Source organism: Sinorhizobium sp. CB7 (assembly GCF_041357635.1).
Lineage (GTDB): Bacteria > Pseudomonadota > Alphaproteobacteria > Rhizobiales > Rhizobiaceae > Rhizobium.
In genome coordinates this window covers 320730-336218 of record NZ_JAULLL010000007.1, presented here as the reverse complement: position 1 = coordinate 336218, position 15489 = coordinate 320730, and the positions used below count along the sequence as shown (strand labels likewise).

At 61.1% G+C, this 15489-nt stretch carries 11 protein-coding genes; 5 read left to right on the top strand and 6 right to left on the bottom strand.

What is annotated here, in order from left to right; genetic code table 11:
- Window positions 1-53: 53 nt before the first annotated feature.
- On the bottom strand, window positions 54-644 hold the full coding sequence (locus AAE029_RS15895) for a TetR/AcrR family transcriptional regulator (protein WP_371073847.1): 591 nt from the start codon (window positions 642-644) through the stop codon (window positions 54-56).
- 140 nt (window positions 645-784) lie between these two features.
- On the opposite strand from AAE029_RS15895, the gene AAE029_RS15890 reads away from it, so the two are divergent.
- Entirely contained in the window at window positions 785-1999 is a 1215-nt protein-coding gene (locus AAE029_RS15890) for an MFS transporter (protein WP_371073821.1), read from the top strand.
- A gap of 257 nt (window positions 2000-2256) precedes the next feature.
- Window positions 2257-2694 (top strand): peptidylprolyl isomerase, encoded by a 438-nt coding sequence (locus tag AAE029_RS15885; protein WP_371073820.1) that lies wholly within the window; start codon window positions 2257-2259, stop codon window positions 2692-2694.
- 7 nt (window positions 2695-2701) lie between these two features.
- Here the strand turns inward: AAE029_RS15885 and AAE029_RS15880 are convergent, their stop codons facing one another.
- The 4 genes from AAE029_RS15880 to AAE029_RS15865 all read right to left on the bottom strand — a co-directional run bounded on the left by AAE029_RS15880 (window position 2702) and on the right by AAE029_RS15865 (window position 8677).
- Window positions 2702-3142 (bottom strand): nuclear transport factor 2 family protein, encoded by a 441-nt coding sequence (locus AAE029_RS15880; RefSeq protein WP_371073819.1) that lies wholly within the window; start codon window positions 3140-3142, stop codon window positions 2702-2704.
- Between the two features lie 147 nt (window positions 3143-3289).
- On the bottom strand, window positions 3290-5500 hold the full coding sequence (locus AAE029_RS15875) for an FAD-dependent oxidoreductase (protein ID WP_371073818.1): 2211 nt from the start codon (window positions 5498-5500) through the stop codon (window positions 3290-3292).
- 17 nt (window positions 5501-5517) lie between these two features.
- Complete coding sequence (locus AAE029_RS15870; protein ID WP_371073817.1) at window positions 5518-6726, bottom strand: acetyl-CoA C-acetyltransferase; 1209 nt, start codon at window positions 6724-6726, stop codon at window positions 5518-5520.
- Between the two features lie 154 nt (window positions 6727-6880).
- Window positions 6881-8677, bottom strand: a complete 1797-nt coding sequence (locus AAE029_RS15865; protein WP_371073816.1) for an acyl-CoA dehydrogenase C-terminal domain-containing protein — start codon at window positions 8675-8677, stop codon at window positions 6881-6883.
- Between the two features lie 467 nt (window positions 8678-9144).
- Between AAE029_RS15865 and AAE029_RS15860 the strand changes: the two genes are divergently transcribed.
- The 3 genes from AAE029_RS15860 (at window position 9145) to AAE029_RS15850 (ending at window position 14966) form a co-directional block, all read left to right on the top strand.
- On the top strand, window positions 9145-12948 hold the full coding sequence (locus tag AAE029_RS15860; RefSeq protein WP_371073815.1) for a peptidoglycan-binding protein: 3804 nt from the start codon (window positions 9145-9147) through the stop codon (window positions 12946-12948).
- Between the two features lie 279 nt (window positions 12949-13227).
- A complete protein-coding gene (locus tag AAE029_RS15855) occupies window positions 13228-14151 on the top strand; it encodes a sulfite exporter TauE/SafE family protein (RefSeq protein ID WP_371073846.1) in 924 nt (307 codons plus the stop codon).
- Window positions 14151-14966 carry a TIGR02186 family protein gene (locus tag AAE029_RS15850; protein ID WP_371073814.1) on the top strand — a complete coding sequence of 272 codons (816 nt, stop codon included), beginning with the start codon at window positions 14151-14153 and terminating at the stop codon, window positions 14964-14966. Before AAE029_RS15855 ends, AAE029_RS15850 begins: the two co-directional genes overlap by 1 nt.
- A gap of 3 nt (window positions 14967-14969) precedes the next feature.
- Here AAE029_RS15850 and AAE029_RS15845 read toward each other — a convergent pair whose 3' ends face one another.
- On the bottom strand, window positions 14970-15473 hold the full coding sequence (locus tag AAE029_RS15845) for a winged helix-turn-helix transcriptional regulator (protein ID WP_371073813.1): 504 nt from the start codon (window positions 15471-15473) through the stop codon (window positions 14970-14972).
- Window positions 15474-15489: the final 16 nt, after the last annotated feature.

Below are 15489 nucleotides of genomic sequence, written 5' to 3'. Positions count from 1 at the left end.
CATGCCGCGTTCAAATGGGAATATTGAACGCAGAATGCTCCAGAATCAAGGAATTAGCGCGTCCTTTGCGCCTCGTTTGAACGCACCGCGCGTTCGCCCGGCATGATCCGGTCGATCAGCTCCTGCACATGGGAGGGCGGAGGAACGTCGTCAAAAAGGATCCGATACATGATCGGCGCCACGACATGATCCATGACGGTATCGAGGTTCGGAAAGGCATCGCCGCGCCTGGCGGCACGTTCGGCGATGACGGACACCTGCTGCATTGTATAACTGCAGCACTTACCCGCATTCAGACCCTGCTGCGCAGACAGCACGTCGCGGATCATCTCGCGTCCCGGACCGGAAGACATCTCCTCGGCATATTGCTCCGCCCAGGCTACGAGATCGGACTTGCCGTTACCGGTATCAATCGGGTCCATGTCCGGCCGCAGCCGTTCGACCGCGACATCAGCAAGAAGTTCCTGCAAATCGCCCCAACGGCGATAGATCGTCGACGGCGTGACACCGGCCCTCAATGCGATCATGGGGATGGTAATTTCGGTGCGGTCGACTTCGGCCAAGAGCTCGCGAACCGCCTTGTGCACCGAAGCCTGAACTCTTGCGCTTCGCCCGCCAGGGCGGAGATTTTCCTTTATTACCATTAACTTGCCTGAACCTTCCTCTTCCGGCTTCCACATACTGTCTTCGCCTTTCGATCACGTTAACGCAAATTATTTGCTTTTACGGCCATAAGACGCTACAGAGAACTAACGCAACGAATTAGCTTTAAGGTATTTTATACATGTCTGCCGCGATCGAATCCACGCCTAATTCACCTCGCCGTTCAGCCAGACTGCTCACTTTCCATGCCGCAACACTCGGTTCGTTTTTCGCGGCGTCGGCGGCGCCGACCCCGCTTTATCGCCTCTATCAGGAGAACTTCGCCGCCTCCCCGGTCCTCATCACGATCGTCTTCGCCGTCTACGCCTTCGCACTCCTGATGGCGCTTCTGATCGTCGGTTCGATCTCGGACCATCTCGGCCGCAAGCCGGTGATCTTTGCTGCACTTGTTGTCGAGATGGCGGCGATGGGGCTTTTCATCGCCGCCGATGGGTCGGACTGGCTGATCGCGGCCCGCATCGTCCAGGGTTTAGCCACAGGCACAGCCACCGCCTCGATCGGCGCCGCACTCGTCGACGTCGACCGTGCCAGCGGACAGATCGTCAACAGTATCGGGCCTCTGCTCGGCATGGCCGTGGGAGCGCTTGGAACCGGCGCTCTGATTGCCTATGGTCCGGAGCCGATGCACCTTGTTTACGCGCTCCTTCTCATCGTCTTCGCGCTGCAGGCGGCAGCGATCTGGCTGATTCCGGAGACGGTCGAGAAGCGGCCCGGGATGCTTGCCTCGCTGAAACCCGACGTGGCGGTGCCGGCGCAGGTGAAACGACCGCTCAGGCTGGTGACGCCGATCAACATCTCTGTCTGGACGCTCGGCGGCTTCTATCTCTCACTCATCCCGTCGCTCATCGCTTCCACCACGGGCAGCAGCTCGCCGATTACAGGCGGTGCCGTCGTCGCGGCATTGACCGTGAGCGGTGCCGTCGCGGTTTTCCTCTCGCGCAAGCGAACGGCCCCAACCAACCTGACCTTCGGCGTCTCCTCGATGACGCTCGGGATACTGACGGTGACGGGCGGCGTCCATAGCGGCAATGTCGCACTGCTGATCGCCGGCACGGTCATCGCCGGCGCCGGGTTCGGCACCAGCTTCCTTGGCTCGGTCAGCACCATCATGCCGCTCGCGAAACCCGAGGAACGTGCCGGGCTGCTTTCCGCCTTCTACACCCAAAGCTATCTCGCCTTCAGCCTGCCCGCGATTGTCGCCGGCTTCCTTGCCAAGGCAATCGGCTATAGATTGACGACCGACATCTACGCGGCGGTGATTATCGTGATGATGGTGGGCGGCTTGATGACGCTCAGAGCCGCCAATGCCCGGACGAAAGATTGCGCCGTTTCCTGATTTTACGACAATGCTGTGTGTGTCTTACAGGACGCGCAAGGCCGTGAAACACTTCGAATTGCGCTATGGCTTAGCGCTTAAATCGGCACCGATTTAAGGTGCCATGCAGTGATTTCACGATTTCACCAGATTTCGTGGGCATCGTTATACGGTGCTCGATGCACGTCACGTCCCTTCCGGACGCCAAACCCCAGTTGGTCGTCATGCAAAAGCGTATGTCGGCTGATGCCCATACTCCCAACTGAAAGGGTCAATCCATGACTGAAGCGAAATCGGGCGATATCGTCCGCGTCCACTATGTCGGCATGCTGATCGACGGCACGCCTTTCGACACCTCCAAGAACCGCGAGCCGCTGCAATTCGAAATCGGCGCAGGCCAGGTCATCCCGGGTCTGGAACGCGGCGTTTCCGGCATGAATGTCGGCGAAACGCAAACGGTCAAGATCGCCGCCGCCGATGCCTTCGGCCCGCACGATCCGCAGAAAATCCAGACCGTGCCGCGCAACACCATTCCGCAGAACATAGACCTCAAACCGGGCATGCAGCTTCAGGCGCAGTCCCGTGCGGGCACTCCGATGACGCTCAGCGTCGTGGAAGTCGGTCCTATCGAGGTGACTGTCGATGCCAACCATCCCCTCGCCGGCCGCGATCTGATGTTCGAAGTCGAACTCACCGAGATCGTCAAAGCGGCCTGAGCCGCCGCTATGGTTTCAGATCCAGCAGCGCCCGATCGCTTCCGTCCATCGCAAAGGGGACGGAAGCGTGCAGGTGTGTGATCTTCCAGGCTCCATTGACCTTGCGGAGGCCAGTCGTCTGGCGGAACCAGAGATCGACCTCGACACCGTCAGTCTTCGTTCCGGTCATGCGCACGAGACCGTACCAGAAAGCGACGTCACTGCCCGCAATCAGCCGAGCGTCATACGTCTCATCGCCGATCGGTCCCTTCCAGGTCGCAAACCATTCGTTCAGTCCGGCCTCATCCTTGCCCTTGAACTGCAGCGGCGGCGCCAGCGAGAACTCGACCACGTCGTCCGTCACGTAAGCAAGCGCAGCGCGCGCATCCTTACGGCCGATCGCCTGGGCCCAGCCGGAAAGTACGGTGCCGATTGCGTCTTCTTCATGTTCGTGAATACTCGTCGTCATGACTTTCTCCTTCTCGTCGTTTCCGATCGAAGGACGAACGACAAAGAGGCTAGCCGACATTTGCACCTGCGAGCGGAACGGATCGACTTGCAGTATCGAGGATCTCTGCACAATCGAACGCGGGATCGATTCCGTAGAAGAGGCGGCCTACGCCGCCTCCCTCACCTTATAGGGATCAAACCGTCCATAGAATGTCTCACCATTGGCGGCCATTTCCTTCAGCAGCGCAGTCGGCCTAAAATGATCTCCGTAAGCTACAGCTAACCTTTGGCAGATTTCGACGAATTTTCCTGTACCCATGCCATCGATGTAGGACAGCGCCCCGCCCGTATACGGTGCAAACCCAAATCCTAGGATGGAGCCGACGTCGGCTTCGCGCGGGTCGGTGACAATGCCCTCTTCCACGGTGCGGGCGGCTTCGAGGGCGATGGTGACGAGGAAGCGCTGCTTCAGGGTGTCGATATCCAGCTCTTCGGCCTTCCTCTGCGGGTAGAAGGTATTGAGATCCTGCCAAAGCGATTTCCGGGCCGGCTTCGGCGGGTAATCGTAGAAGCCCTTGGCGTTCTTGCGGCCGAGGCGGCCTTCCTTTTCCACCATGCGGGAAATCAACTCCATGTGGCGCGGGTCGACGGCCTTCTCGCCCAAATCCGCGATGGTCGCCTTCAGGATCTTCAACGAGAGGTCGATGGCAACCTCATCGTTGAGGGCGAGCGGGCCGACCGGCATGCCGGCCATCTTGGCGGCGTTTTCGATCATGGCGGGCGGGACGCCTTCGATCAGCATGTCGTAGGCTTCCGACATGTAGCGCAGCACGCAGCGGTTCACGAAGAAGCCGCGGGTATCGTTGACGACGATCGGCGTCTTCTTGATGGCGGCAACGTAATCCAGGGCGACCGCAAGCGCCCTGTCCCCGGTTTCCTTGCCGAGGATCACCTCCGTCAGCATCATCTTCTCGACGGGCGAGAAGAAGTGAATGCCGATGAAATCGGCAGGGCGCTTCGAATTCGTTGCAAGGCCGGAGATCGGCAGTGTCGAGGTGTTGGACGCGAAGATGGCCCCTTCCGGAAGCACGGCTTCGACGGCCTCGATGACAGCTCTCTTGACCTCGCGATCCTCGAAGACCGCCTCGATGACGAGATCGGCGTCCTTGAGATCGCCGTAGTCGGCCGACGGCGTGATGCGGGACAGGAGGGCCGCGCCCTCGTCTTGCGTAAAGCGCCCCTTGGTCGTCGAATCCTTGACTAAGCCTTCGGAGACGGTCTTGCCCTTGGTGGCCGTTTCGATGTCGCGGTCGATGAGGGTGACAGAGATACCGGCTGCGGCCGTGACATAGGCGATCGAGGCGCCCATGAAGCCGGCGCCGACCACACCCACCTTTTTGAGCTCGGTCTTCGGCACAGCGGCCGGACGGCGCGCGCCCTTGCCGAGCTCCTGCATGGAGATGAAGAGCGAGCGGATCATCGAGAAGGCTTCGGTGGTCTGCAGCACCTCGGTGAAATAGCGCTGCTCGATCTTCAGCGCAGTGTCGAAAGGCACCTGCAAGCCTTCGTAGACGCATTTGAGGATCGCGAGAGCCCCCGGGTAGTTGCCGGCGGTTTCGCGGCGCAGGAGAGCCGGTGCGGCCGGCCAGAGCTGTGCCGAAGCCGGCGTCCAGATACCGCCGCCGGGCACCTTGAAACCCTTCTCGTCCCACGGCGCAATCGGCTTCAGGCCATCCTTGATCATCTGCTTGGCAGTCGCAACAAGCTGATCCGGTTCCACGACGTGATGGACGAGGTTCATCGCTTTCGCGCGGGAGGCCGTGAGCGACTGGCCCGTCGTCATCATCTGCAGGGCGGACTGGGCATCGGTCAGGCGCGAGACACGCTGCGTGCCGCCGGCGCCGGGGAAGATGCCGACCTTGACCTCGGGCAGCGCGATCTTGACGCTTCTGGAATTCGACGCGACACGGCCGTGGCAGGCGAGCGACATTTCCAGCGCGCCGCCCATGCAGGTGCCGTTGATCGCGGAAACCCAGGGCTTGCCGCAGGTCTCGAGCTTGCGGAAGAGACCGGTCATGCGACCGACGAGATCGAAAAGCTTTTGCGCCGCATTGGCCGGATCCTTCGCCTTCTCGTCCCGATAGAAGGTGAACATCGACTTGATCATCGAAAGATCGGCGCCGCCGGAGAAGGAGGATTTGCCGGAGGTGATGACGACGCCCTTGACGGCATTGTCCGCAACCGTCTGATCGACGATGGCATCGAGCTCGTCCATCACCTCCTCGGTGAAGACATTCATCGACTTGCCGGGCATGTCCCAGGTGACGAGCGCGATGCCATCCGCGTCGGTCTCGACGGAGAAGTTCTTGTAGGTCATGTCTGTGCCCTCCCGACTTAGACGCGTTCGATGATCGTTGCGGTGCCCATGCCGGCGCCGATGCAAAGTGTCACGAGCGCGGTATTGAGATCGCGGCGCTCCAGCTCGTCCAGCACAGTCCCGAGGATCATCGCCCCTGTGGCACCGAGCGGATGGCCCATGGCAATGGCGCCGCCATTGACGTTGATCTGCTCATGCGGGATGCTGAAGGCCTGCATGTAGCGCAGGACCACGGCGGCGAAGGCTTCGTTGAGCTCGAAGAGGTCGATGTCGGAAAAAACCATTCCGGCGCGCTTCAAAAGCTTCTCGGTAACATCGACTGGGCCCGTCAGCATCAGGGCCGGATCGGAACCGATATTGGCGAAAGCCTTTATGCGGGCGCGGGGCCTGATGCCCATGGATTGCCCCCCGGCTTTCGAGCCGATGAGGACGGCGGCCGCGCCATCGACGATGCCCGAGGAATTGCCGGCGTGGTGGACATAATTGATGCGCTCGATTTCCGGATGGGCCTGGATGCCGACGGCTTCGAAGCCGCCCATCTCACCCGGCATCTGGAAGGAAGGATTGAGGGAGGCAAGCGCCTGCATGTCCGTTCCCGGGCGCATGTGTTCGTCCTTCGCAAGGATCGTAAGGCCGTTCTGGTCCTTCACCGGGATGACGGAATTGTTGAACCAACCCTTGTCCCAGGCATTGGCGGCACGCTTTTGGCTTTCGACGGCATAGGCGTCGACGTCGTCTCGGGAGAAACCGTATTTGGTGGCGATGAGATCGGCCGAGACGCCCTGCGGCATGAAGTAGGCCGGGAAGTTCACGGAGGGATCCATGAACCACGCACCGCCGGACATGCCGAGACCGACGCGGGACATGCTTTCCACGCCGCCTGCGATGACGATGTCGTCCGCGCCTTGCGCAATCTTGGCGGCACCGAAATTCACGGCGTCGAGGCCGGAGGCGCAGAAGCGCGAGATCTGCATGCCGGGTGCGGTCATCGAATAGCCCGCCTCGAAGGCTGCCGCTTTGGGGATGACGGCACCGGCATCCATCACCGGATCGACGCAGCCCATGATGATGTCGTCGACCGTCTTCGTGTCGAGGCTGTTGCGGTCGCGGATCGCTTCCAGCGTCCTGGCGGCGAGTCGGACCGAAGGCACTTCATGCAGCGCGCCATCCTTCTTGCCGCGCCCGCGAGGGGTTCGCACGTGGTCGTAAATGAATGCCTCGATCATCGTTTCATCTCCGTGTGGCGGTGATCCGCCTTCGAAATCTGTATGTGCCGCTTTGTCCATGGTGGGAAGCGGATCGCTATGATCGATCCGGCTTTGCCGGATCGCCCCCTCATCCGCCCTTCGGGGTCCTTCTCCCCGCTGGGGAGAAGGGGTCTCAAAAGGCTTCGGCGGGCAAAGTCATCATCGTTTCGGCGCCGGTTTCGATGCGGGCTCTGCGCAGAACCGTTTCCGGCATGATACGTTCCATGAAGAAGCGCGCGGTCACAAGCTTGTTCCTGAGATAGACTTCGCGGGCCGCATCGCCCGACACAACGCCATCCTCGGCCGCCTTTGCCATTTTCGCCCACATGTAACCCAGGATGACAAGGCCGAAGAGATGCATGTAGTCGGTCGAGCCGGCGCCGGCATTGTCGGGCTTGGCCATCGCATGCTGCATGAACCACATGGTCGCAGCCTGGAGATCGTTCAATCCCTTTTTCAGGTGCTTGGTGAAGAAGGTCATCTTTTCGTCGGCCCTGTTCTCCTCGCAGAAATCGCCGATTTCCTTGAAGAGAGCCATGACGGCCCGGCCGCCATTCAACGCCAGCTTGCGGCCGACGAGGTCGAGAGCCTGGATGCCGTTGGTTCCCTCGTAGATCATGGTGATGCGGGCATCGCGGACATACTGGCTCATGCCCTGTTCTTCGATATAACCGTGACCGCCGAAGATCTGCTGCGCCATGACGGCGTGCTCGAAGCCCTTGTCCGTCGTCACGCCCTTGAGGATAGGCGTGACGAGACCAAGGATGTCGTCGGCCGCCTGTCGCTCCTTCTCGTCGGTGGCGCGATGGGCGATATCGGATTTCAGCGCAGTCCAGAGCAGGAAAGCGCGGGCAGCCTCGTTGAAGGCGCGGATCGTCATCAGCGCGCGGCGGATGTCGGCATGGACGATAATGGGATCGGCCTTTTTGTCCGACGCCTTCGGACCGGAAAGCGCGCGGCCCTGGATGCGCTCGCGGGCATAGTTCACGGCGTTCTGATAGGCGGCCTCGGCGATCGCGACACCCTGAAGGCCGACGCCGAGGCGAGCCTCATTCATCATAACGAACATAGCATTGAGGCCACGATTTTCGGCGCCAATCAGAAAGCCAATCGCGCCGTCATAATTCATGACACAGGTGGCATTGCCGTGAATACCCATCTTGTGCTCGATGGCACCGCAAGAGACACCGTTGCGCTCGCCAAGCGAGCCGTCGCCGTTGACGAGGAACTTCGGCACGATGAAGAGAGAGAGGCCCTTGGTGCCTTCCGGCGCGCCGTCAATGCGGGCAAGCACCAGATGCACGATATTGTCGGTCATGTCGTGCTCACCGGCGGAGATGAAGATCTTCTGGCCGGTTATCCTGTAGCTGCCGCCGCCCTGCGGTACGGCCTTGGTGCGCAACAGGCCGAGATCCGTGCCGCAATGCGGCTCGGTCAGGTTCATGGTGCCGGACCATGTGCCATCGACCAGTTTCGGCAGATAGGTCTTCCTCTGCTCATCGGAACCATGGACGATGATCGCAGCGATCGCACCCTGGGTCAGGCCCGGATACATCATCAGCGACATGTTGGCAGCGGAGGTATATTCGCCAATGGCACAATGCAGCGTATAGGGAAGCCCCTGCCCGCCGAATTCCTCCGGGACGGCAAGGCCGATCCAGCCGGCTTCGCGATAGGCCCGGTAGGCTTCCTTGAAGCCCTTCGGCGTCGTTACCGTGGCATCGTGGTTACGAACGCAGCCTTGCCGGTCGCCGGAATAGTTGAGGGGAAAGAGAACCTCTTCCGCCATCCGGGCGGCTTCACCGAGAATGGCCTCCACCGTGTCCGGCGTGACCTCCGCGAATCCGGGGATATTGTTGTAGCGTTCCAGACCGAGCACGTCGTTCAGCACGAAAAGGGTATCGTTCACGGGGGCCTTGTAGACTGGCATGCTTCGAATTCCTCCAATTCGCAAACCGGATCCCGCCCGGCTTGAGCATAGTCCTACAAAATATTGACGTTTGCGTAAACGTCAACCTTCAAATCTCGGGAAAGATTTTATCGCGTGTGTTGCGTGAAACTGTCCCCCGAAGCGCGAGGCAAAGTGGGGGCAAATGGCCGATTTCACAGCAAAATGCCGCTCAAGGAGATGATCTGGAACAAAGCGTTAAAAAATTCTCATCAAGATTAACGGCTTGTTTACCACGTTGGTTAATTGTGCGCGATGAGTAGTGGTGAACTGCGTACCTTTTTCTAGTCTCGCGTTTTCAGGGAATGACACCATCGCGTTTAGGTTGAGAATATTCAAGACTCATCCTGAAGGTGAAGCTCAACCAATCTCTCCACCCGGCGAGGCTGGCTACAGGTAAGCCAATGAGAGGGGCCGCAAGGGCTTCCATTGTCGAAGCGAGCAGAAAGATGAACGGATCGCGATCCCCTTCCCCGAATTACGGCGACAGAACCTCGCTCGATGCGCTGAGCCGCACGATCGAGGGGCTGGAGGCGCGCATCGAGGGGTTGATGGGTTCGGCGGCACGGGAGCAGGGTGAACGCGCACGCCAGACGCGCGATGTAACATCCGGTCAATCTTCAGGATCCAGCCAGTCCGCCGGAATTGAGCGGCAGACTTCCGCTGCTCCTCACACCGCGCGTCCAATACGCGAATCGACGCCGCGGCATGATCCGCTCGCCGAAATCCGCCAGCGCCAGCGCGCCTTGGAGGCAAGCCGCGAACGGGCCAATGCCGCGCGCAGCAGCGAACCAACCCCTCCGCATTCGCGTGAAGCCTTTGTTCATCGTCCTGCCACGCAACGACAACAGCTTACCCAGGGCCACGTCGCATCCGACGCAATGGCCGAGATTGCCCAGGCGCTCGTCAGCCTGCGCCAGGATCTCAAGCAGGATATTTCCGAGGGCATCACACGCGAGATGAATGCGCTGCGCGCCGAAATGCGCGACATAAAGGCGAGTGCGCAGGACCGTCAGTTCGCCGACGATGTGCGCGAGGATCTCGGCAGGCTTGCCGACAGCATCAACCAGCTCGCCGGGCATAATCCGCATCCGGAAACGGCAGGCCTCAGGGCCGAGTTTGAGGAACTGCGTTCGCTGATGGACGGGCTTGCGCGGGACGAGGCGCTGCGGGGGATGGAAGCTCGGTGGGATGGCTTTGAAGACAAGCTGCATTCGCTGGATACCGCCGGATTGCAGGAAGAGCTCGTTTCCCTCGCCTATCGTCTCGACGACATCAAACGGGAGCTCGGCGGCATGGGCGAAGGCCCCGCCGTGCGGATCCTTGAGCAGAAGCTCATCGCCATGGCGACGGCCATGGAGCAGCTCGGCAGCCTGATGCAACCGCATGAGCGCGCCATGACGGAACAGTTTGCCGCCGTGGACACGCGGCTGGACGAGATTAGCCGGGCGATTGCCGCCAACAGCCGCATGACGTCCGCCTCCAGCGATGCCTCGCTGGTACAGCGGCTGGAAAGCCGCCTTGCCGGTCTCGCGGACCAGATCGAGCTGATGGGCCGCAGCACCCAAGACCGACAGCGGTCGGATGATCTCGGAACGCGCATCGAGGCGCTGACGCTGCGCATCGACGAGATGACGAATGCCGCCGCCGCGACCCGGCTCGAGGAGCGCCTCGATGAACTGGCCCATCTGATGCAACGGTCGCAAAGAGTGGCGCAACCCGAACTCGGCGACGCGCTTGCCGATATTTCGCGCAAGATCGACGCACTCGAACAGGGATCCGTCAACGGAGAGCTCGCCGAGCGGCTGGATTACCTCGCGCGGCGGATCGACACTGTCGAGCTCCACGGGACGCTGCCCGCGCCTGTCATGGACGAGAACGCGATCCAGCGGCTGGAGGGCCGGCTCAGCGATATCGCGACCCGTCTGGAGGAAAGTGTCGCCGCACCACCGGCAGACCCGCAAGCGCTGCGCAATCTCGAGGAGCAGATCGCCCATCTTTCGGTGCTGATGAGCGAGCCGCGCCATACCGCCGATACAATGCCCGCCGATTTCGATCGCCGCATGAGCGCCATCGAAGACTATATGGCAACCAATGACGAATACATCATCGAGGCGGCGCGCCAGGCAGCCGAGGCGGTCGTCGAGGCCTATTCCCGTAACAGGGCCCTGACAGCCGCCGCACCTGCAGACATGTCGGCACTGACGGCTCTTGCGGAAGACCTGCGGCATCTGGAAGACCTCAGCCGCGGCAGCGAGGAGCGCACGCAGAAGACATTTCAGGCACTGCACGAAACACTCGTGCATATCGCCGACCGGCTGGATCATATGGAGAGCCGCAGCCGCCCGGCAAGAATGCCGGCGTCGACGGCCGATTTCGAGGTCGATCCCTTCGCCCATGCGGAAGCTGCACCCGCCGCAAGGGAGCTTCAAGCTTCGACCAGCACTCAGACAAGACCGGCGCCCGTCGTTGAGCCGCAGCAGATGCGCGACCCAGACATCGCCAGCAACCCGATCATAGCAGAGCCGGCCCGGCCGGGCGACAAACCGACCGGAAAGAAAAGCAGCGGAACGAGCCTGCTTGCCGGACTCGGCAAGCGCTTCCGACCCAAACGCAAGCAGGAGGCGCCATCCGCTGAGCGGGCCATGATCGATTCGGCGCCGTCCATCGACCCGGTCGATGTGATGCCGCCTGAGGCGGCCAACGAGCCGCTGGAACCCGGTTCGGGCGCCCCCGACGTCAAAAAGATCCTGGAGCGCGTGCGCGCCAGCCAGAATGCCCTGCGTGCAGGCGGGGGCAAGATCCCGACTGAAGGTGACAGGGCGGACTATATAGCGGCTGCCCGCAGGGCGGCGCAGGCCGCCGCAATGGAAATCGACCAGACGCGGAAGATCTCGGCCGCGCCCGGGGAGAAACAGAAGCCCTCCGGCAAGGGCTTTTCGCGCTATCGCCGTCCGATCCTTCTCGCCGTCGGCGCCATTCTGCTCGCCGTTATGGCCTTCCCGCTCGTCAACACACTGACACGCGGCGAAAAGGCACCCGAACCGGCCGCGGTTTCCGCCTTGACTTCGGCGGCAAATCCGCCCACAGCCGATGACGACAACTTGGCCCCGCAGGATCAGGCATCCGCCACGGCCGGCGCAGAAGGCACCATTGCCGGTTCAACGGACATCGATGTCAGCGGCCCGCCGCCCGCATCGCAGCCTGCTGCTGAGACGGCTCCAATCGCGGCCTCCCTGACTGAACCCGCTTCGCTCGGCGGCGACAGCGCGACGCTCGCGCCTGCGGGCACTCCGGCACAGGAGACATCGACCTTCGCGCCAAGTGACACGGGGCCGTCCGAGGCTCCGGCAGCGGCCGAGGCGCGTGCGGTCAAGACTGCACCGGCGGCCGACGTCATCGTGCCCGACACCATCCAGCCGAAGTCCATGGCGGATGCGGCACGGAGCGGCGATCCTCTGGCGCTCTTTGAAATTGGCGCACGCTTCACCGAAGGCCGCGGCGTTCCGGCCGACCTGAAGCAGGCTGCTGCCTGGTATCAGCTTTCCGCAGACAAGGGCTTCGCACCGGCGCAGTATCGCATTGCGAACATGTATGAAAAGGGCAACGGCCTCGATCGCGACCTGGCGAAGGCAAAGGAATATTACGAACTTGCCGCCGACCAAGGCAATGCCAGCGCCATGCACAACCTCGCCGTCCTCTACGCCTCCGGCAATGCCGGCGGTGAGCAGGACTATACCGCAGCCGCGACCTGGTTTGCGAAAGCGGCCGATCTTGGGGTCACCGACAGCCAGTTCAACCTGGCGATCCTCTATGCCCGGGGGAACGGCGTGAAGCAGGATCTGGAGGAGTCCTATAAATGGTTTTCGATCGCAGCGAAGAATGGTGACAAGGACGCCGCTCAGAAACGTGATGAAGTCGCCAATGCGATGAAGCCCGATCAGGTGGAAAGAGCCCGTGCCAAGGCCGATCTCTGGAAGCCGCAACCGTTGGACAACAAGGCGAATGCGATCGAGGTTCCCGACGAATGGGCAGGCACCGGAACCAAAACAGCCTCCATCGACATGAAGAAGGCGATCCGAAACATCCAGGCGATCCTGAACAATAATGGTTTCGACGCGGGGCCGCCGGACGGTGAAATGGGCGCCAAGACCGTTGCCGCCATCAAGGGCTTCCAGAAATCGATCGGCCAGGAGCCGACCGGGAAGGTGAACGACAGTCTGGTCAAGGAGTTGCTGGCGCGCAACAAATAGGACTCTTGCCATGCAATGGATCGAAGGTCCGGGAAATCTTTCCGGACCTTTTCGATTTTTGGCACCTCGTCGTCATATAATCTGAAAAAAGCCGAATTAATTCAAAAAAGTCGAATCGATCCCGATTTAAGGAAACATGCAGTAGGATGCACTTAAGGCCGGATCGAAAGTCTCTGGCAACGATTTGGCTGTATGGTCGTGCGCTTGAGACGGGGAGTCTTTTGTGAGCGCGTATTTTCACCTGCCGAACAGCAGGTGGATGTAACCTGGGGTCCGGCCGTGACGATCTACCTGCCGATAGCGGAATTATCGGTAAACATCCTCATCATTCTCGGTATGGGTGCGGCAGTCGGCTTCCTGTCGGGCATGTTCGGCGTCGGCGGCGGCTTTCTCATCACGCCGCTGCTGATCTTCTACAATATTCCGCCGGTGGTCGCCGTGGCGACCGGGGCAAACCAGGTGGTCGCCTCCTCGATTTCAGGCGCCATTACGCATTTCCGGCGTGGAACGCTCGACGTCAAACTCGGGACCGTGCTGCTTGTCGGCGGTCTTGCGGGGGCCACGCTCGGCATATGGATCTTCTCGCTGCTCCGGAGCATCGGCCAGCTCGACCTCATCATCTCACTGCTCTATGTCATCTTCCTCGGCACGGTCGGGGGACTGATGCTGTTCGAGAGCGTGAGCGCCATGCGCCGGGCGGCACGCAACGAACCGGCGACGCCAAGAAGGCCCGGCCATCATCACTGGGTGCACCGGCTGCCGCTGAAGATGCGCTTCAAGAAATCGAAGATCTATCTGAGCGTCATTCCGGTCGTCGGTCTCGGCTTCGCAATCGGTATCCTGACCTCGGTCATGGGTGTCGGCGGCGGCTTCATCATGGTGCCGGCGATGATCTATCTCCTGCGCATACCGACCAATGTCGTCGTGGGAACATCGCTGTTTCAGATCATATTCGTGACCGCCTATACGACGATTATTCAGGCTGCGACCAACTATTCCGTCGATATCGTGCTCGCTTTCATCCTGATGGTCGCGGGCGTGATCGGCGCGCAATATGGCGTGCGCGTCGGGCAGAGGCTGCGCGGCGAACAGCTGCGTGCGCTGCTCGGGCTTCTGGTGCTCGCCGTTGGCCTGCGCCTCGCAATCGCGCTGGTGGTCAAGCCGGCGGATGTCTATTCCGTCGTCATGGGATCTGGATTCTGATGCGCCGCCTTCTTCCCATCTTCGGAGCGCTCTGGGCCGCACTCTGGCTGCTGCCACCGACTGCGGATGCACAGATGCTGTTGCCGGGTCAAACGAATGCAGCAGTGAAGGAAACTCTGCAAATCGGCACTTCGACCAGCGAGATCGCCATCACTTCAGATTTCAGGGGTGCGGACCTTACGGTTTTCGGGGCGCTTTCCAATGCCGACGAACTGCTGCTCGCGATCGGGCAATACGATATCGTGGTGGTGCTGGAGGGGCCGCGCGAGGATGCGACGGTACGCAAGAAGGAGCGGATCTTCGGCATCTGGGTCAATACGCAGTCGATGACCTTCGAGCATGTGCCGCGCTCCTATTCACTGTCGAGCAGCCGTGTGGTCAACAATGTGACGACACCGCTGGAGCTCAATGATCGCGGCATCGGCACGGATCACATTCCGCTGATACCGACCGGCTTCGTCGGCGATGCCAGCGACATCAGCGAATTTCGTCAGGCCTTCAGGCGGCTGCAGCAGACGAGCGGCGTCTACCAGCGTGAGGCAAGCGACGTCCGCTTCGTCAGTTCCAGCCTTTTCAGGGCCAGCCTTCGCCTGCCCGCCAATGTTCCGAACGGCGTGCATACGGTGCGCGCCTATCTCTTCAAGAGCGGGAAATTCGTCACCCAACAGTCCTTGCCGCTACGCGTCATCAAGACGGGCATAGAGCAGACGATCACCGACGCGGCGCATGAGCAGCCGATCGCCTACGGCTTCGTCGCCGTGCTGCTTGCCGTGGCCACCGGCTGGACCGCGAGCTTCCTGTTCCGCAAGGATTGATCGTCAAGCTGATTTCCGCCGCGCCACGACCTCGAGATAGGCCTCGGTCAGACGGCCAAGCACAGAGGGTGTCCCGGGCGGCAGTTGCTTGTCGAGATGCTTGGCGCGCAACTCGTCCATGAAATCTTCCCAGAGCTCAGGGCCGCCCTTCTCAAGCAGTTCGGCGCGAATGCTGAGCTCTTCCGACACGGGAAGGTGCTTGCGGCCCCAGGCTCCCATATGGGCAAAGAGCGGGACAAGATCGATCGCCATTTCCGTCAGGCTATAGATTGCCTTCTGCTTATGGGTCGGGTCGTCTTTACGCGTCAGCAGGCCCTTGTCCACAAGGCGGCGCAGACGGTCGGCGAGGATGTTCGAGGCGATGCCTTCCTCGGAATTCTGCAAGAGCTCGCGAAAGTGACGGCGATTGCCGAACATGATGTCGCGGATAACGATCAGACTCCAGCGGTCGCCGAGAATTTCCAGCGTCAGATTGATGGGGCAGCCGGAGCGTTGAAATTCGTCCATGTCATTCTCCAAAAAA